Source organism: Ruegeria sp. H8, from assembly GCF_056532905.1.
Map to the genome: position 1 here is coordinate 441,739 of NZ_JBQFNY010000001.1, position 16,813 is coordinate 458,551.

The following is a 16,813-nucleotide window of genomic DNA, read 5'->3' on the forward strand; positions in this document are numbered from 1 at the left end:
CGCTCAGCCCGAGGCCAGTTTCGCCGCGTTCCAGGACCCGCCCGGAACCTGCATGTCGGCGCGCTTCTGGCTGACACGGCTGCTGTTCTCCAGATTGTCCAGATAACCTTCGCTGACGCTGCCCGTGATGTATTTGCCGTCAAAACAGGAACAGTCGAAGGCTTCGATCTCGGGATTGCCCTCCTTGGCGGCCCAGATCAGATCTTCCAGGTGCTGATAGAACAGGGCGTCGGCACCCAGTTCTTCGCGGATCTCTTCGATTTCCTTGCCGTTCGCGATCAGCTCGGCCTTGGTAGGCATGTCTATACCGTAGACATTGGGGTATTTCACCGGCGGCGAGGCGCTGGCGACATAGACCTTCTTGGCCCCGGCATCGCGGCACATCTGAACGATCTTCTTGATGGTGTTGCCCCGTACGATGGAATCGTCGATCAGCAGAACACTGTGGCCGTCGAATTCCAGCGGCACGGCATTCAGCTTGCGGCGGACGGATTTCTGCCGTTCCGCCTGACCCGGCATGATGAACGTACGCCCGACATAACGGTTTTTCACCAGCCCTTCGCGATAGGGGATGCCGGTGATCTTTGCGGCTTCCAGGGCCACGGGGCGGGCGCTGTCGGGCACCGGGATGATCCGATCTATTTCCAGCCCTGAATCCTGAATCTGTTTCGCCAGCGTCTGGCCCATGCGCATCTGCGTCTTGTAAACCGAAACACCGTCCAGCAAAGAATCCGGGCGCGCCAGGTAGACATACTCGAATATGCAGGGTGTCAGCTTGCCTTCGACCGCCTGAAACTCGTGCATGTTGCCGTCCAGATCGATCAGGATCGCCTCACCCGGGCGAAGATCACGCAGCTTTTCAAAGCCGTTGATGCCAAACGCCACGTCTTCCGACGCAAAGGCATAATCATCACCGTCTCCGTCCACTTCGCGTTTGGCGACCGAAAGTGGGCGAATGCCAAACGGATCGCGGAAGGCCAGCATACCGACACCCGCGACCAGACAGATCACGGAATAGGCGCCCTGAACGCGTTCCATCGTCATCTTCACACCGGCAAACAGATTGCGGATGGGTTCGCCGTTGCCATTCACCTTGATCGCGTCCGCCACTTTGTCGGCCAGCACGTTCAAAAGGATTTCAGAGTCTGACGTGGTGCGCAGGTGCCGGCTGTATTTGCCGGTAACCTTTTCGCGCTGCTCAGCGGTGTTGGTGATGTTGCCGTTGTGAACCAGATAGATGCCGTAAGGGGCGTTCACGAAAAAGGGTTGCGCTTCGGCCGCGCTGAGGGACCCCGCCGTCGGATAGCGCACATGACCCATGCCCACACGACCCAACAGGGTTTCTGCATCCTGGGCGTTGAACACATCCTTGACCAGACCGTTGGCCTTCTTTTCGCGGAAGAACTCGCCGTTGTAGGTCACGATCCCTGAGGCATCCTGACCCCGGTGCTGCAACATCAGCAGCCCGTCATAGATTTCGGCAAACACATCATGTGTCCGGCTTGCGATTCCCAAAATCCCACACATTTACGGGGCTCCAACTTCTATGACGATTTGACCTGAGGGTTGACCGCCGTTCGGCTTCGGATCCTCTGCAAGGCGCGTGCTGTCAGTTTGGTGGCAGGCGACAACGACGCCAATAGGGCGACCATCACAACGACCAGCGCGCATTCGAACAGAAAGAACAAGATCGGTGGCTCCGATTCCGTGGCGGGTTGGCCTCCACATAATGCCTAATGGCGTGGCTGTCATCAAAGGATCACACTCTCCTATTGCCGCAGGTCAGGATTTCGCAGATCGGGGCAAGTTCACGAAGGAGATGACATGTGCAATCATATGTGCTGTCATGCCAATTAATATGTGCAAATCAGGATGGGTGAAGCACGCAAAGGGCCGGAATGTGGCAACATAAGCCTCAAAAGAAGCAGGAGCGGATCAAACAACGGTGCCACAGGTGCCGGGGAATGGGCCGGGCGCCCTGTCAGATCTGCAACGGGGCGGGCGAAGTTGTCAAAAGCCGGGATATTCTTGGAAAACCGATTTCCAGCCGGTGCGACGGGTGTTTTGGGTTGAAAACGATCCGCTGCACGGTTTGTGGCGGGGAAGGGTACATTTGAATCGAAAAAGCCCGGACAGTGCCGGGCTTTGATCACGCAATGCACCCTGACTTTACCCGTCAGCTGGTGCCGTGGTTTCGGGTTGTTCGTTTCCTGCCGTGCAGCTGGCGACAAGTTCTTCGTATTGTGCAGTCACCCAGCCCAGAGCGGCTTCGGGGTTTTGCTCTTCAATCTGGCTGCTGAACTGCTCGAATACCTTGGCCGAGCGGCTTTCGTCTACGATTGTATAGGACTGGCCAGTCATGACCGTGTCATAGACAAAGAAGGCGATTGCAACCAGCAGAATGCCGCGCGCGATGCCGAAGAACAGCCCCAGCGCCTGATCCAGGCCGCCCAAAGCCGAGCGCTGGACCAGCGACGAAAACAGCGGTGTGAAAATGCTGACCACAATCAAAGCCAAGGCAAAGACGGCTGCAAAGCCGGTGATCACCGAAAGTTCACAGCTGTCGCGCAGGAAATCTCCGACCACCGGGATTTCTTTGACCAGCGGTACAGCCTGTGGGGCAAAGATGAATGCCAGAACGGCCGCCGCGACCCAGCCTGCAATGGCCAGAACTTCGCGCATGAAGCCACGTGAGTAGGCCAGCAAGCCCGACAGCACGATGATCAGGGCGACGACCCCGTCAATTATTGTAAAACCTTCCATGGCCCTCGCCTGTTCTTTTTCTGCCCCTCAAGGCGCGACTTTAACCTGCTCCGAAGGTTTCGCCAACAAACCCCACCAAATCAGAGGGTCGGGTGAGTGTCAGACCTGCCACAGTGCCGGTTTTGCCACCAGCCGGAGCAATTGCCGCCGTGAAACCAAGTTTTTGCGCTTCTTTCAACCTGTTTTCGGTCTGTGGGGCCGGTCTAAGTGCCCCGGACAGCGAGATTTCTCCGAATACGACGGTGTCGGCGGGCAATGCTGTGTCTTCTCGGGCACTGAGAAGGGCGGCAGCCACAGCCAGATCGGCGGCGGGTTCGCTGACTTTCAGACCTCCGGCAACGTTGAGATAGACGTCGAGCCCGGCAAAAGGAATGCCGCAGCGGGCCTCGAGCACCGCAAGGATCATTGCCAACCGCCCGCTGTCCCACCCAACAACGGTGCGGCGGGGCTGTGAGTGGGGCGAGGGTGCGACCAGAGCCTGCAATTCGACCAGCACGGGACGGGTGCCTTCAATGCCCGCAAAAACAGCAGAGCCGGGGCTTGGCCTGCCACGTTCGGACAGGAACAGGGCCGAGGGGTTGGTCACTTGCGCCAGACCCTTGCCGGTCATCTCGAATACGCCGATTTCGTCCGCTGGCCCAAAGCGGTTCTTGACCGCGCGCAGGATGCGGAACTGGTGGCCGCGCTCGCCCTCGAAATATAGGACGGTATCAACCATGTGTTCGACCACACGAGGGCCCGCGATCTGGCCTTCCTTGGTGACGTGGCCAACCATGATGATCGAAACACCGTGCCGTTTCGCAAACGTGGTCAGTTCATGGGCGGCGGCCCGGACTTGTGATACGGAACCGGGTGCGCTGTCGACATTGTCTGCCCACATCGTCTGAATCGAATCGATGATGGCCAGGCCCGGTTTTTCGGCTTCCAGCGTCGTGAGGATGTCGCGCAGGTTGGTTTCGGCGGCAAGTTGAACGGGGGCGTCCTCAAGCCCAAGACGGCGGGCGCGCATACGCACCTGTGCGCTGGCTTCTTCGCCCGAGACATAGATGGTTTTCACGCCCGCACGTGCGAAACGCGCTGCGGCTTGCAGCAGCAGGGTAGATTTCCCGATGCCGGGGTCTCCGCCCACCAACAGGGCGGAGGCCGGGACCAGCCCGCCGCCCAAGACGCGGTCCAGCTCCTCGACCCCGCAGAGGGTGCGGGGCGGCGGTGTTTCCTCGGTGGACAAATCCGTGAGTGCGATGGACTGGCCGCGTTTGCCGCCGAGGGATTTTCTGGCCGGGCCAGTCGATATGGGCGCGTCCTGAACAATGGTGTTCCATTCGCCGCAACCGTCGCAGCGTCCGGACCATCTTGTATGCGTCGCACCGCAGGCCGAGCAGGAAAAGGATGTCGTCTTTGCCATGACGCACTTGGTGCCCGAGCTTGGGCGGTTCTTCAAGCCCTTGCGGGCGTTCCTCACCTCCGATGGCGCGCTGCGGCCTCAGGCCCGGTTGGGCCATCACCCGCAGCGGGCGCTGACGCGCCTATTCCGCCGGTCGAAGGGGCGACATTGCAACCACGCTGGACGCCTTTGAGGCGCCCTTGTTGCGCGGTGTGTGCAGTTGGGTCGACAATTCGGGCAGAAGCTCGAACAGCTCATCCCTTAGGCGGGTAAGTTGCGACCTGGCGATCGTCTCTTCCATTTCCACATCCCGCGTCCATTGGCGCAATTCGTTCTGGATGACCTGCGCCTCTTCCAGACGCTGTTGAAACAGTTCGATCTCTTCCTGTCGCTGTTGCAGGAACATCCGCGCGCGTTCGACCTGCGCATCGCCATAGGTCCGGGCCAGTTCCTGACTGATCTGGCTCATCTGCGCGGCCAGTTCCAGGATCTCAGGCTCGAGCGATTGCAGGTCGGGGTGCTGGCGCAGAAACCCCATACGTTCCTTGACGGCGTCAAACTCGGACGACATCATGAACAGCCCGCCGCGATCGGCGGCATGAGCCATTTGGTACGCGTCCGCGATGTCATGCATATTGAGCGCAAATTTGCGGTGGTTGTTTTCCAGCGCCATCATTCGGGCATTGGCCGGCAGGTAAAACGCCAGCATGAGAATCAGCGCTGTCAGGCCAATCTGGATGAACATGCCGGCATCCTTCGCCGGTGCCTCGCCAAATCCGGCCTGCATTGAGAGCCAGGGCAATACGCCAAAAGCGGACAACAACGTGGCTGAAACGGCCAACAAGGCCGCCAAACAGATCAGGAAAAAAGTCAGTCTTAAAAAGGCATTCTGAAATTGCAATGTAATACTGTGGAGGGCGGCCATGATCGTCGAACTCCTTCTTCAAACCGGTACACACCGGGCCCAAGCGGAAGGTAATCAAACGATTGCGTACGATCCGCTGCGGACCCGAAAACTACAAAACACTGCTGCTCGAAATATAAAGATGATACTTAGATTTGTGTTTTCAATCAATTAGGTCTGAGCTTTTCGTGAAGTGGATGTCATCTCTGTAATATGGCCAAGCACGATGGAGGCCAGAATGCAGGCCGTGAACAGGTAGAGACCCCATGCGGTCTCAACGGTGGCGTATGAGATGCCCTTGGCCAAAGTGATGTAAAGCGCGATCAGGAAAATGTCGGCCATGGCCAGTTTGCCAAGGATATTGAGCGCGGGTTGGACGCGGGCATCCAGAAGATTCCATTGGATCAGCGCGGTGCCGATGGTTTTGATGTAGGGCGCGAAGAGGGCGAAGATGGTGACGATCAGCGCGAGGAAGACGTCGGATTTCCACAAGGATTGCAGCCCGGTGATGACACTGATTTCGCTGAGGCCGAAGATCGGCAGGAACCCCGCGCGCATCAGTGGGGCGAACCACGCGATGGGGTAGAGGATCAGGAGGGAGAGGGTGGCGAGGCGGAGGGTCATGACTGGGCGTCTAGGTAAGATTTCGAAATTTGCGGCGATGATTTGATATGGTTACCTTAAACCAGCACTCGCCACTGAGTTATTTTTAGACGGGGAGGAATGATGTCGGGTTTTGTGGCCTTCAAGTCAATTGTCGATCCATCGGACTGTGATTTTCTGGGGCATATGAACGTGTCCAAGTATTTTGCGGCATGTTCGGATTCCGTTTTTGCGTTGCAGGCAGAGTTGGGGCTGACGTCCGAAGACATGCGGTCAGGAAGAAAGCTATCCTTTGCGGTGGTCCATGCAGAAAGCAATTTCCTTGCGGAGTTGAGTGCCGGCGAGGCGATCCAAATGGAAAGCGAAATCCTGAAAGTAGGAACGAAGTCCATGACTTTCAGCCACAAATTAGTTCGAGTGATGGACGGTGAGACGACATTTTCGACCGTTTTTAAATGCGTCTTGCTCAACCTGCAGACAAGGCGCGCCGAAGCTATTCCTCAGGACGTTATCGAACGCTCGGCAAAGTGGCTGGCAAAGAGCGAAGATTAACGCACAGCCTCAATCGGCCCCTCTGCACTCCCGCTGATGAACTGCTCGACATAGGGATCACCCGAGGCATCCATCTGGCTGACCGGGCCGGTCCACTGGATGACGCCTCCGTGCAGCATGGCGACGTTGTCGGCAATCGCGCGGACCGAGCTCATGTCGTGGGTGATGGTCATCGCGGTGGCGCCCATCTCGGTCACGATCTCGCGGATCAGGTCATTGATGACGCCGGACATGATCGGGTCGAGGCCGGTGGTGGGTTCGTCGAAAAAGATGATTTCGGGCTCGGCGGCGATGGCGCGGGCAAGACCCACGCGTTTTTGCATGCCGCCTGACAGTTCCGCCGGAAAGCGGTCGGCGACGTCGGATTTCAGGCCCACGCGGCGCAGTTTTTCGATGGCGATTTCGCGGGCTTCCTCGGTGGGACGTTTCAGAGAACCACGCAGCAGGCGGAAGGCGACGTTCTGCCAGACGGTCAGTGAATCAAACAGCGCCGCGCCCTGAAACAGCATGCCAAACCGGGCCAGAAAGGCATCTCGGTCGCCCTTGCTGGCGTCTTTGCCGTCCACATAGATCATGCCGCTGTCGGGTTTGATCAGGCCCAGAATGCACTTCAGAGCGACCGATTTTCCGGTGCCCGAACCGCCGATGATGACCATCGAGGTGCCCTTGGGGATCTCAAGGTTCATGCCTTGCAGCACGTGGTTGTCGCCAAAGGCCTTATATACGTTCTCCATCCGGATCATAGCGAGAAGAATACCCCTGTGAGAACGAAGTTTGCGGCCAGGATCAACACCGCCGCGGCCTCGACCGAGCCCTTGGTGGCGCGGCCCACGCCTTGTGCGCCACGGCCGGAATTCATGCCGTAGTAACAGCCCATGATCGCCGCGATCAGGCCAAAAGTCGCGCCTTTGACCAGCGACGAGACGATGTCGCGGGCTTCAAGGAAATCGACCGTGTTTTTCAGATAGGCGGCCGGGTTGAAGCCCAGATTTTGCGTGGCGACGGTGTAGCCGCCGGCAATTCCGATGATGTCACCCACTGCCACCAAAGCTGGCACCGTGATCAGGGCGGCCAGAACGCGCGGGACGGTGAGGTATTTCATCGGATGCGTGGACAGCGTGACCAGCGCGTCGATCTGTTCGGTCACTTTCATTGTGGCGATTTCGGCCGCGATCGAGGATGTCACGCGCGCGGCAATCATCAGGCCGACCAGAACCGGGCCGAGCTCTCGCACCATGCCGATGGCGACGATCTGGGGCACCACTGCTTCGGCGTTGAAACGCGCGCCGCCGGCGTAGATCTGCAACGCCAGCGCACCGCCGGTGAAAATCGCGGTCAGGCCGACCACGGGCAGAGACAGCCAGCCGATGTTCAGCAGGGCCATGCCAAATTCGCGCGGATAGAAGGGGGGGCGCAGAATATGCGAAATCGCATCAAGCGCGAACAGTGCCACCCGGCCAAAGGCCGCAAGCAGGCTCAGAACCGTGCGGCCCAGACCTCCGAGCGCGGTGAGCGGGTTCATTCCACATAGCCCCGCGAATAGCGATTGCCCATTGATGTGAGGATTTCATAGCCAATTGTCCCGGCAGCTTCGGCCAGGTCATCGACGGTCTGATGGCCATTCAGGATACGCAGGCGTTCCGGGTCTTTTGGCAGGTCGGTGACGTCCACCGTGATCAGGTCCATCGAGATACGGCCAACAACCGGGCAGGGCTGATTGCCTGCGAAGGCGTCGATGCCGCCCCCGATGGCGCGATGCAGGCCGTCCGCATACCCGGCCGCGACGGTGGCGATACGGGACGGCCGACGCGCTAACCAACTGTTGCCGTAACCAACGGTTTCGCCCACGGTCAATCTGCGCACCTGAATGACAGGCAGATCGACGGTGACAACGGGTTTGGCATCCACAAAGGGGAGGCCGCCATACAGGCCGATGCCCGGGCGGCAGAAATCGAAATGGAACTCGGGCCCCAAAAGCATACCGCCGGTCGCAGCCAAAGAACGCGGCGCGGCGATGCCGTCGGTCATCTCGCGGAAGGTTTTGAGCTGCTGCCGATTCATCGGATGGTCCGGCTCGTCCGAGCAGGCCAGATGAGACATGACAACGGCTGGGTTCAGGGCCTCGGCCCTTGGACGCAGTTCGGCCCAGTCGGCGGGTTCCAGCCCCAGCCGGTTCATGCCACTGTCCAGCTGAATGCCAAAGGGATGGTCGGGCAGGGCCTCCATATGGCGCTGATACTGCTCGCCCGAGTTGATCAGCGGCGTCAGGTCGTTGGCGCGCAGAAGGTCTGTGTCGCCCTCCATATGGCCGGAAAAGACTAAGATCATCGGGCCGGGGCCGACCGCCTTGCGGACAGCGGCGCCTTCTTCTGCGGCAGCCACAAAAAACTTGCGAACGCCTTCCTCGGCCAGCGTATCGCTGACGGGCCCGGCACCCAGCCCATAGGCATCGGCCTTGACCACGGCGCCGGTTTCGACCCCGGTTTTCGCGTCGAGCGCCCGCCAATTGCTGGCGAGCGCCTGAAGATTGATCGTCAAACGTGCAGTACTCATGGCACTGTTCATGACATTGCGCCGTCCAAGGTCAAGAGGGAATGGCGCTTTTACCTGTCGGTTTATGTTGGTGTTTGGTCTGTTGTTACGGAAAACACCATAAAACCAGAAGAAATGGCAGCATTCCGCCATGGTTGCACGTTTTGGGGATTGTCTTCACATCAACGTTAAAGCGATCTTGGGAACCGGATCGTTCGGTTTCGGTAAAGACCGGGCGCAGCGTCAACTCATGAGGAAGCCATGGATTTTTCTTCCGGTTTGACCCGGGACCCGTCAGAGATCATCCGTCTTTTTGCAGACGTTTTTTCCGCATCGGAAGGGCCAGGGGAAGGGGCGGAAATAGGTGCATTCGTACGTGAATTGCTCAACAGCACGCCGCCTGAAGATATCCTGGTGTGCACGGCTCAACACGATCACGAGCTGCTTGGCTGTGCCATCTTTTCCCGGATGACGTTTTCGCAGGATACGCGCAATGTGTTCATACTCTCGCCGATGGCCGTGCAAACGGGCAGGCAAAAAACAGGTATTGGACAGGCGCTGATTTCCTATGGTCTGGATCGCTTGCGGGCGGCAGGTGTGGATGTGGCACTGACCTATGGCGACCCGGCCTATTATTGCAGAACGGGTTTTGTGCAGATCACCGAGGATACTGCCCAGCCACCGCTGAAACTAAGCCATCCGCACGGCTGGTTGGGACAGGCGCTGGACGGTTTTGACCTGAAACCGCTGAAAGGCCCGTCGCGATGCGTTTCCGCGCTGAACAATCCATTGCTGTGGTAGGCGGGATCGGTTTTTTCGCTTTGGTCAATGGCCTTGGTTCCACAGCCTAGAACAGGGCCTCATCTATGATCGCCTTGCTGTTCCGGACATGTCGGGCCACCAGCTTTTTCTGTCGCCTGCCGCTGGGGATATAGACGGCAGGGTCCATATCCTTATTGCAGTCGAGACCGGGAAAAATCTGCGACAGCTCGTGCAACGCTTCGGGCGGAAGGGATTTGAGCGCTTCGGGGCCGGTAAACAGGCTTTCACTCGGCGCGCCTTCGGCAAAAAGAACCACGTGACGGTCACAGACAACGTGATGATAAACCACCTGCGTCGCATCGTAATCCACGTAAACGCCCGGCAGGTCTGTCAGCCGGATGGCCGAGACCAAAACGTCTCTTGTGTCGAACATGCGCTGCGCGATGTCCGATCGGACCAGCATTCTGTGCTGTCGCGAAACCGTCAGGTCCCGGCGGGGCAGGCCGTGCCCCAGGGCGCCGGCCGTGATGCAAACTGGGCGCAGTTCGGGGGATTTCAACAGATCGGCCTGGCGCAGGGACCGGGACAGAACAAGCCGAACGGTGGTCGCGCTGCCTTTGGTCGTCATCACTTTGTCACCGGGGCGGATATCCTGAACGCTGATTTCGCCGCGGTCCGTCAGGATCAGGGTGTCCGAAACAAAACAGGGTGCGCCGGGGCTGGGATTGGGATCCTCAACAAAGTTCACCCCGTCCTTCGATGACAAAGACGCGGTATCGTCCGTGCCGTTGCTGCCGATCTGGGTCGAGGTCTGGCCACTGGCCGGCCCCTGTGTCGCAGTCACCTGCGAGTCGAAGGATACAAAGCTGAGAACCGAACCATTGTCCGAAAGAGAGACCGCCCCAAACCGGTTGATGCGCGCCGAAATCACGTAATAGTCGAACCCGCCCACGGTGGTCATCGTTCCGTTGTCGACATCCGTCGAACTGCGCACCGAGCCATTGGGGTTGTAAACATCGACCTGCAAGCCGGTGACGTCGGTTCCGGTCGGAACCCGGATTTCAATGAAATCTCCGTCCGGAGCAAAGTTCGGGCCGTTGCGATATCTTATTTCCGATATGATCGCGGGCAAATCAGGGGGTCTCCGGGCGGGTTTGGCGCGTTGGGTTGAACGTCACCGTCACGTTAACACCGGGCAGGAAAAACACCAAAGGGCTTGGCGTTTCATATCTGGGGCAGGTGTTCTGTCCGCGATCAATAACCCTCGATTTCACCACCCTGTTGCCAGGGTTTGACCAGATTGCCAAAGCGGGTGAATTGGGCTTCGAACGACAACTCGACCGTACCGATGGGTCCGTGACGCTGTTTGCCGACAATGACTTCGGCCTTGCCGTGCAGACGTTCCATCGCCTGCTTCCACTCTTCCATCTTTTCCAGTTCGTGATCGCCGGGCTTTTCGCGCTCTTTGTAGTATTCCTCGCGGAACACAAACATCACAACGTCGGCGTCCTGCTCGATCGAGCCGGATTCGCGCAGGTCGGACAGCTGCGGGCGCTTGTCGTCGCGGTTTTCCACCTGCCGCGACAGCTGTGAAAGAGCAATGACCGGGATGTTTAGTTCCTTGGCGATAGCTTTCATGCCCATCGATATCTCGGCGATTTCGTTCACCCGGTTGTCGGCCATGCCGCGGCAGAGCTGTAGATAGTCGATGACCAGCAAGTCCAGCCCGTGCGTTCGTTTCAACCGTCGTGCCCGGGCGGCGAGTTGCGAGATCGGCAAGGCAGGGGTGTCGTCAATAAACAGGGGACACGCCTCAAGCTCTTTGGCCGCATCCACAAATCGACGGAACTCGGCCTCAGTCATGTCGCCCTGACGGATTTTGTGGCTGGAAATCTCCGAGGCTTCCGCCAGAACCCGGCCCGCAAGCTGTTCCGCACTCATCTCAAGTGAGAAGAAGCCAACAACGCCGCCATCGACCGCGCCTTCGCTGCCGTCGGGCTTTGTGCCGCGCTTGTAGGCCTTGGCAACGTTGAAGGCGATGTTGGTCGCCAGCGAGGTTTTACCCATGGATGGACGCCCGGCCAGAATGATCAGGTCAGACGGGTGCAACCCACCCAATTGCTTGTCCAGATCGGCCAGACCGGTGGAAATCCCGGCCATGCCGCCGCCGCGCTGGTAGGCCTCGTTGGTGACGTTGACGGCTTCGGTGACGGCCTTCAGGAAGGACTGAAAGCCTTGCTCGGTCTGGCCCTGCTCGGACAGCTGATAAAGCTGCTGCTCGGCCTCGACGATCTGTTCTTTCGGCTCGCTCGAAACATCGACCCGCGCCGCCTTGTCCGAGATGTCGCGGCCCAGCCGGATCAACTCGCGCCGGATGGCGAGGTCATAGATCATCTGGGCATAGTCGTGCACCGCGAATGCGCTGATCGAAGCGCCGGCCAGTTTGACCAGATAAGCGGGACCGCCCAGTTCCTTCAGGCCCTCATCCTCGGCCATGAAGGATTTGAGCGTCACGGGCGAGGCAAGCGCATTCTTTGCGATGCGGGCCGAGGCCACCTCGTAAATCCGGGCATGGACCGGATCATAGAAATGTTCAGCCCCGATGATCGAGGCGACCCGGTCGTACAGGTCGTTATTGGTCAGGATCGCACCCAGAAGCTGTTGTTCGGCCTCAATGGAATGCGGCATGGTTTCGGCGTTCTGAATCTGTGCCGCTGCCTGCTCGATACTGCTGATCTCGTTCATTTTATCCCCGCTGCCCGTTCCGAGGTTCTACACGCGAAACGTCACCGCAAGCTATCTGGAAATACCTGTGACTAACTTGGGGTAAAGCCTAGGGATAACTTTCCAGACCGCTTGGATGCCTGCATATGCATCGCTTATTATGTAGGAATTGTCGGAAAAGTCACCACATATCGTGGCGACCTGCCCGATTCTTTCGGGTTTATCCCCAATCCTTCCACAAGAGGTTTACGCTGGTTTATTGGCCTCTTGCCATCCACGCGGGTCGTTCAGGAAAGCTTCGACACCATCAAGTGTTTCCTGATCAAAGGCTTTCTGTGCCTTGGCCTCTGCCAGAACATCCCACCATGTGCAGAGCGAGTGCAGCTTGACGCCATGATCACCCAGCGTTTTCTCGGTCTCGGGGAAGATGCCGTAGTAGAAGATGACGGCGGTGTGCCCGCAGTCGGCACCGGTTTCGCGGATCGCATCGACAAAGGACAGTTTCGAGCCGCCATCAGTGGTCAGGTCTTCAACCAGCAACACACGCTCACCTTCGCTCATCGCCCCCTCGATTCGGGCGTTGCGGCCATAGCCCTTGGGTTTCTTGCGCACGTAGGTCATGGGCAGAGCCATGCGCTCGGCGACCATGGCGGCAAAGGGGATGCCCGCCGTTTCCCCGCCTGCGATGTTGTCGAATGCCTCAAAGCCAGCCTCCCGCATCACCGTGACGGTCAGGAAATCCATAAGGGTCGAGCGGATACGCGGATACGAGATCAGTTTGCGGCAGTCGATATAGGTCGGGCTGGGCAACCCGCTGGCCAGCGTGAACGGTTCCCGCGAGTTGAAATGCACGGCCTTGATCTCCAGCAGCATCCGTGCAGTCAGGCGGGCGATTTCGGTGCTGTCGGGAAAAGAACTGGGGATCATGGCGCAAACCTCGGGGCTGAAAACACGTTGCGGGCTGATAGCCCGACCCTTGGGCCGGAGTCGAGAGGGATTGGGCAAAAGAAAAGCGGACCCCCAAGAGGTCCGCTTTTGCCCATACGGGCGATGGGCAGCCAAGGTGGGCTTAACTGCTCATGTCATAGGCCCGCTCGCCATGTACCGAGAGGTCGAGGCCATTTGTCTCGGTCTCGGCGTCTACGCGAAGTGGCGTGATCTGTGCAACCAGTTTGACCAACACAAACGTGATAACTGCCGTAAAGGAACCCACGATAACGAGCCCGACCAACTGAGCGGTCCAGGTTCCAAGGCCAAACAGGGCGATCATGAGCGTGCCGAAGATACCGCCGACACCATGCACGGCGAACACATCCAGCGTGTCGTCGATATTCAGCTTGTTACGCACGATGCTGACGGCTTCCTGACACAGAACACCGGCCACCGCGCCAATGATCAGGGCCTGAACCGGACCGACGAAACCCGATGCAGGCGTGATCGAGGCCAGACCCGCGATTGTGCCGGTAACCAGACCGACCATCGAGGCCTTGCCAAAGCGGATACGCTCCCACAGGGCCCAGCTTAGCGATGCCATAGCCGCGGACAGGTGCGTGACGGTCAGGGCCATCGCCGCTCCGCCATCGGCTGCCAGTTGCGAACCACCGTTGAAACCGAACCAGCCGACCCACAGCATTGCGGCGCCGACCATGACATAACCGGGGTTGTGCGGCGGAGTGGTGCGGTTGCGACGCGGCCCGAGGATGACCGCGACAATCAGTGCTGCCAGACCAGCGGTTTCATGCACCACGATGCCACCAGCAAAGTCTCGCACACCGATCTCGCCCAGAATGCCGCCATCAGCCAGCATCCCGCCACCCCAGATCCAGTGCACCACGGGCGCATAGCAAAGCAGCATCCACAGCGCCGAAAAGGTCAGGACAAAGCCAAAGCCCACACGTTCGACATAAGCGCCCACGATCAACGCAGGGGTTATGATGGCAAAGGTCATCTGGAAGGCGAAGAACAGGATCTCGGGCAGGGTTCCGGCAAGGCTGTCCACATCGACGCCGTTGAGAAAGGCCTTGCCCAAACCACCCCAAAGCCCGCTTTCACCGGGTCCGAACGCGATGGAATACCCCGCGACCAGCCACAAGACGCTCATCAAACAGGCAATGGCAAAGCAATGCATGAAAACGCTGAGGACATTTCGGGCACGCACGAGCCCGCCATAGAACAGGGCGAGGCCTGGCAATGTCATGAAAAGGACCAACGCGGTTGCTACGATGATCCAGGCTGTATCGGCTCCGTTCATGGGCCATTCTCCCTTCCGAATGAGTGCGCGGATCCGTGGAAACTGGGCACGGATCGGCGCTGCGTGAGCGGTGTGGGCTGTTTCAAGCCACCGTCGGTTGGAGAAAAAAGAGGCAAAGCGAAAAAAAGTGCCTGTTTTGGCAGCCTTTTTTCAACTGACTTCAAAAGGAGCGGTTTTTTTGGCCATGTGCTGAAAGTTTAGGCGCCTGCGGAAAGGGCCGTGTACAGCAGGGTCAAGGCGTGGTCACGCGCCGCGCGCCGCACGGCATCGCGACCGGGTGCGCCGAATTCAACGGTGTCAACATGCGTCGGCTGTCCCTTGACGGCCAAGCCGAAACACACGCGCCCTTCGGGTTTGAATTCGGACCCGCCCGGCCCGGCAATTCCCGTGATCGAGACGGCAAGTTGAGCCAGTGAGTTGCGCAGCGCGCCATCTGCCATTTCACGGGCCACCTGTTCGGAAACCGCACCGTGCGCGTTCAGAGTTTCGGTCTGAACGCCCAGCATGTCCTGTTTGGCCTCGTTGGTGTAGGTGACAAAACCCCGATCCACGACCGCAGAACTTCCGGGAATATCGGTCAGGGCCGCAGCGACCATGCCGCCGGTGCAGCTTTCGGCGGTGGCGATCATCACGCCCTGCGCCTTGGCGCGGTCCAGCAGGTCTGTCACGTTCATAGCCCCAGAACTCCGTGTGCGATACCTGCCAGAACCATCACACCGATGGCTGCAAATATACCCGCAATCACGTCATCCAGCATCACGCCCATCGGATCGCCGCGGCGATCAGCCCAGCCGACAGGGCCGGGTTTGGTGATGTCGAACAGACGAAACAGGATGAACCCGGCAACCCAGCCGGGCCAGAGCGCTGTAATGTCGATTCCATGCGCCCAGGACGGATAGGAAATTGCCCAAAGCGCGATGAACTGGCCTGCGACCTCATCAATGACGATTTCGGACGGGTCGTGGTCATCCTGACCTTCAGTCATCACGCGTGTGGCCCACAGGCCGCCGACAAAAACCGCAACCGTTGCGAGGGCCAGCAACGGGAAACCACCCATTGTGTGCAATACCCAGGCCATCGGCAGGGCCACCAGCGATCCCCAGGTGCCCGGGGCAGGGCGCAAATAGCCAACGCCACCGACAGTCCCGATTATCTGTGCCGCGTTCATGCTTTCACCAGACATGCCGTGGCCAAAGAGGCGATGCCCTCGCTGCGGCCGGTGAAGCCCAGACGCTCGGACGTTGTCGCCTTGACCGAAACCTGATCTGCACGCAGGTCCATGATTTCAGACATCTTTTCTCGCATGGCTGGTGCATGAGGGCCAATCTTTGGATATTCGCAGACCAGCGTGCAATCGACGTTCGATATACGGTATCCCATCTGCCCCGCCAGCTCGACCGCGTGGCGCAGGAAAATTTCGCTGGCGGCGCCTTTCCATTGCGGGTCCGAAGGCGGGAAATGCTGCCCGATGTCCCCCTGCGCCAGTGCGCCATAGATCGCATCGGTGACCGCGTGCATTCCGACATCGGCATCCGAATGGCCTTGCAGTCCGCGGTCATGCGGCACTTTCACACCGCAAAGGATCACATGATCCCCATCGCCAAAACGGTGCACATCGTACCCGTTGCCCAGCCTTACATCCATTTCCGTTCCCATTATGCGTTCCGCCCGGGCAAAATCCTCGGGTCGGGTGATTTTCAGATTGTCCGCATCGCCCGGTACGATGCAGACATCAAGGCCGGCGGCGCGGGCCACCTCGACATCATCCGCAGCGCCGCCCGGATGGGCGGCGTGGGCGGCGGTGATGGCGTCATAGTGAAACCCCTGCGGAGTTTGCGCGGCGAACAGGTTGCTGCGATCCTGCGTTCCGGTCACGGCCTGTTCATGCCCAACCCACAGCGCATCGGTCACCGCCAGCCCGGGCGCCGCCGCCGGACATGTTTCCAGGGCGTTCAGAACGTCGGTGATGATGCGGGTTGTGACGCAAGGCCTTGCAACGTCGTGGATCAAAACGCGCTGCACGTTCCGGTCGGCCAGTGCAGCCAATCCATTGCGCACCGATCCCGCGCGATCCGTTCCGCCCGCAGCCAGGATCAGGTCGGTTTCACGGAATTCTTCCCATGCGGCGCTGTCTTCGTCGGACAACACCAGAACAATGTGATCCACCTGTCCGCGAAAGCGCTCGATCGTCCAATCGGCCACCCGCCGGCCCGCAAGGCTGCGCCATTGCTTTGGCACGCCACCCCCGGCGCGCGACCCGCGACCGGCGGCAACTATGATGGCGGCAGTTGTCATATGTGCGCGCTCTCCTCGTGATGGGCATTGTTTAGGCGGCGGT

The 16,813-nt window shown here is 59.3% G+C and carries 18 protein-coding genes; 3 read left to right on the forward strand and 15 right to left on the reverse strand.

Annotated features, from left to right (window positions below):
• Positions 1-3: 3 nt before the first annotated feature.
• The 4 genes from purF to ACR0A2_RS02155 form a co-directional block, all read right to left on the reverse strand.
• Positions 4-1,527 carry an amidophosphoribosyltransferase gene (gene purF, locus ACR0A2_RS02140; RefSeq protein ID WP_171639384.1) on the reverse strand — a complete coding sequence of 508 codons (1,524 nt, stop codon included), beginning with the start codon at positions 1,525-1,527 and terminating at the stop codon, positions 4-6.
• Between the two features lie 642 nt (positions 1,528-2,169).
• The gene (locus ACR0A2_RS02145; protein ID WP_152458169.1) at positions 2,170-2,763 is read right to left on the reverse strand and encodes a CvpA family protein; all 594 of its coding nucleotides are present in this window, start codon (positions 2,761-2,763) and stop codon (positions 2,170-2,172) included.
• 40 nt (positions 2,764-2,803) lie between these two features.
• Positions 2,804-4,168 carry a DNA repair protein RadA gene (gene radA, locus ACR0A2_RS02150; RefSeq protein ID WP_152458168.1) on the reverse strand — a complete coding sequence of 455 codons (1,365 nt, stop codon included), beginning with the start codon at positions 4,166-4,168 and terminating at the stop codon, positions 2,804-2,806.
• A 121-nt stretch (positions 4,169-4,289) separates the two neighbouring features.
• A complete protein-coding gene (locus ACR0A2_RS02155) occupies positions 4,290-4,892 on the reverse strand; it encodes a DNA repair protein (RefSeq protein WP_480833897.1) in 603 nt (200 codons plus the stop codon).
• Between ACR0A2_RS02155 and ACR0A2_RS02160 the strand changes: the two genes are divergently transcribed.
• The gene (locus ACR0A2_RS02160) at positions 4,885-5,040 is read left to right on the forward strand and encodes a hypothetical protein (protein WP_480833898.1); all 156 of its coding nucleotides are present in this window, start codon (positions 4,885-4,887) and stop codon (positions 5,038-5,040) included. The two genes, ACR0A2_RS02155 and ACR0A2_RS02160, sit on opposite strands and share 8 nt — an antisense overlap.
• 182 nt (positions 5,041-5,222) lie before the next feature.
• Here ACR0A2_RS02160 and ACR0A2_RS02165 read toward each other — a convergent pair whose 3' ends face one another.
• A complete protein-coding gene (locus ACR0A2_RS02165) occupies positions 5,223-5,675 on the reverse strand; it encodes a paraquat-inducible protein A (RefSeq protein WP_224852706.1) in 453 nt (150 codons plus the stop codon).
• Between the two features lie 102 nt (positions 5,676-5,777).
• Here ACR0A2_RS02165 and ACR0A2_RS02170 point away from each other — a divergent pair, with 102 nt between their 5' ends.
• Positions 5,778-6,206: an acyl-CoA thioesterase gene (locus tag ACR0A2_RS02170; protein ID WP_152458165.1), complete on the forward strand. Its 429-nt coding sequence runs from the start codon at positions 5,778-5,780 to the stop codon at positions 6,204-6,206.
• Here the strand turns inward: ACR0A2_RS02170 and ACR0A2_RS02175 are convergent.
• The 3 genes from ACR0A2_RS02175 to alr are packed head-to-tail and all read right to left on the reverse strand — an operon-like array spanning position 6,203 to position 8,759.
• Entirely contained in the window at positions 6,203-6,949 is a 747-nt protein-coding gene (locus ACR0A2_RS02175; RefSeq protein ID WP_480833899.1) for an ABC transporter ATP-binding protein, read from the reverse strand. The two genes, ACR0A2_RS02170 and ACR0A2_RS02175, sit on opposite strands and share 4 nt — an antisense overlap.
• Complete coding sequence (locus tag ACR0A2_RS02180) at positions 6,946-7,728, reverse strand: MlaE family ABC transporter permease (RefSeq protein ID WP_480833900.1); 783 nt, start codon at positions 7,726-7,728, stop codon at positions 6,946-6,948. Before ACR0A2_RS02180 ends, ACR0A2_RS02175 begins: the two co-directional genes overlap by 4 nt.
• Positions 7,725-8,759, reverse strand: coding sequence for an alanine racemase (alr, locus tag ACR0A2_RS02185; RefSeq protein ID WP_480833901.1), 1,035 nt, complete (start codon positions 8,757-8,759; stop codon positions 7,725-7,727). Before alr ends, ACR0A2_RS02180 begins: the two co-directional genes overlap by 4 nt.
• A gap of 240 nt (positions 8,760-8,999) precedes the next feature.
• On the opposite strand from alr, the gene ACR0A2_RS02190 reads away from it, so the two are divergent.
• Positions 9,000-9,539, forward strand: coding sequence for a GNAT family N-acetyltransferase (locus ACR0A2_RS02190; RefSeq protein WP_480833902.1), 540 nt, complete (start codon positions 9,000-9,002; stop codon positions 9,537-9,539).
• A gap of 46 nt (positions 9,540-9,585) precedes the next feature.
• Here ACR0A2_RS02190 and ACR0A2_RS02195 read toward each other — a convergent pair whose 3' ends face one another.
• The 7 genes from ACR0A2_RS02195 to ACR0A2_RS02225 form a co-directional block, all read right to left on the reverse strand.
• Positions 9,586-10,632 (reverse strand): Hint domain-containing protein, encoded by a 1,047-nt coding sequence (locus tag ACR0A2_RS02195; RefSeq protein WP_480833903.1) that lies wholly within the window; start codon positions 10,630-10,632, stop codon positions 9,586-9,588.
• A 122-nt stretch (positions 10,633-10,754) separates the two neighbouring features.
• Positions 10,755-12,245, reverse strand: coding sequence for a replicative DNA helicase (locus ACR0A2_RS02200; RefSeq protein WP_171167861.1), 1,491 nt, complete (start codon positions 12,243-12,245; stop codon positions 10,755-10,757).
• 225 nt (positions 12,246-12,470) lie between these two features.
• Positions 12,471-13,151, reverse strand: a complete 681-nt coding sequence (locus ACR0A2_RS02205) for an orotate phosphoribosyltransferase (RefSeq protein ID WP_480445298.1) — start codon at positions 13,149-13,151, stop codon at positions 12,471-12,473.
• A gap of 142 nt (positions 13,152-13,293) precedes the next feature.
• Complete coding sequence (locus ACR0A2_RS02210; RefSeq protein WP_480833904.1) at positions 13,294-14,475, reverse strand: ammonium transporter; 1,182 nt, start codon at positions 14,473-14,475, stop codon at positions 13,294-13,296.
• Positions 14,476-14,672: 197 nt separating this feature from the next.
• A complete protein-coding gene (locus tag ACR0A2_RS02215) occupies positions 14,673-15,149 on the reverse strand; it encodes a CinA family protein (protein WP_480833905.1) in 477 nt (158 codons plus the stop codon).
• Positions 15,146-15,643: a phosphatidylglycerophosphatase A family protein gene (locus tag ACR0A2_RS02220; RefSeq protein WP_480834459.1), complete on the reverse strand. Its 498-nt coding sequence runs from the start codon at positions 15,641-15,643 to the stop codon at positions 15,146-15,148. Before ACR0A2_RS02220 ends, ACR0A2_RS02215 begins: the two co-directional genes overlap by 4 nt.
• Entirely contained in the window at positions 15,640-16,770 is a 1,131-nt protein-coding gene (locus ACR0A2_RS02225; RefSeq protein WP_480833906.1) for a bifunctional 2-C-methyl-D-erythritol 4-phosphate cytidylyltransferase/2-C-methyl-D-erythritol 2,4-cyclodiphosphate synthase, read from the reverse strand. Before ACR0A2_RS02225 ends, ACR0A2_RS02220 begins: the two co-directional genes overlap by 4 nt.
• Positions 16,771-16,813: the final 43 nt, after the last annotated feature.

Coding starts and splice junctions, on each gene's coding strand:
- ACR0A2_RS02215 (WP_480833905.1), bottom strand. CDS start 15,149: ATGAACGTGACAGACCTGCTGGACCGCGCCAAGGCGCAGGGCGTGATG.
- ACR0A2_RS02170 (WP_152458165.1), top strand. CDS start 5,778: ATGTCGGGTTTTGTGGCCTTCAAGTCAATTGTCGATCCATCGGACTGT.
- ACR0A2_RS02190 (WP_480833902.1), top strand. CDS start 9,000: ATGGATTTTTCTTCCGGTTTGACCCGGGACCCGTCAGAGATCATCCGT.
- ACR0A2_RS02145 (WP_152458169.1), bottom strand. CDS start 2,763: ATGGAAGGTTTTACAATAATTGACGGGGTCGTCGCCCTGATCATCGTG.
- radA (WP_152458168.1), bottom strand. CDS start 4,168: ATGGCAAAGACGACATCCTTTTCCTGCTCGGCCTGCGGTGCGACGCAT.
- ACR0A2_RS02220 (WP_480834459.1), bottom strand. CDS start 15,643: ATGAACGCGGCACAGATAATCGGGACTGTCGGTGGCGTTGGCTATTTG.
- ACR0A2_RS02225 (WP_480833906.1), bottom strand. CDS start 16,770: ATGACAACTGCCGCCATCATAGTTGCCGCCGGTCGCGGGTCGCGCGCC.
- ACR0A2_RS02175 (WP_480833899.1), bottom strand. CDS start 6,949: ATGATCCGGATGGAGAACGTATATAAGGCCTTTGGCGACAACCACGTG.
- ACR0A2_RS02165 (WP_224852706.1), bottom strand. CDS start 5,675: ATGACCCTCCGCCTCGCCACCCTCTCCCTCCTGATCCTCTACCCCATC.
- purF (WP_171639384.1), bottom strand. CDS start 1,527: ATGTGTGGGATTTTGGGAATCGCAAGCCGGACACATGATGTGTTTGCC.
- ACR0A2_RS02210 (WP_480833904.1), bottom strand. CDS start 14,475: ATGAACGGAGCCGATACAGCCTGGATCATCGTAGCAACCGCGTTGGTC.
- ACR0A2_RS02200 (WP_171167861.1), bottom strand. CDS start 12,245: ATGAACGAGATCAGCAGTATCGAGCAGGCAGCGGCACAGATTCAGAAC.
- ACR0A2_RS02205 (WP_480445298.1), bottom strand. CDS start 13,151: ATGATCCCCAGTTCTTTTCCCGACAGCACCGAAATCGCCCGCCTGACT.
- ACR0A2_RS02155 (WP_480833897.1), bottom strand. CDS start 4,892: ATGTTCATCCAGATTGGCCTGACAGCGCTGATTCTCATGCTGGCGTTT.
- ACR0A2_RS02180 (WP_480833900.1), bottom strand. CDS start 7,728: ATGAACCCGCTCACCGCGCTCGGAGGTCTGGGCCGCACGGTTCTGAGC.
- ACR0A2_RS02160 (WP_480833898.1), top strand. CDS start 4,885: ATGAACATGCCGGCATCCTTCGCCGGTGCCTCGCCAAATCCGGCCTGC.
- alr (WP_480833901.1), bottom strand. CDS start 8,759: ATGAGTACTGCACGTTTGACGATCAATCTTCAGGCGCTCGCCAGCAAT.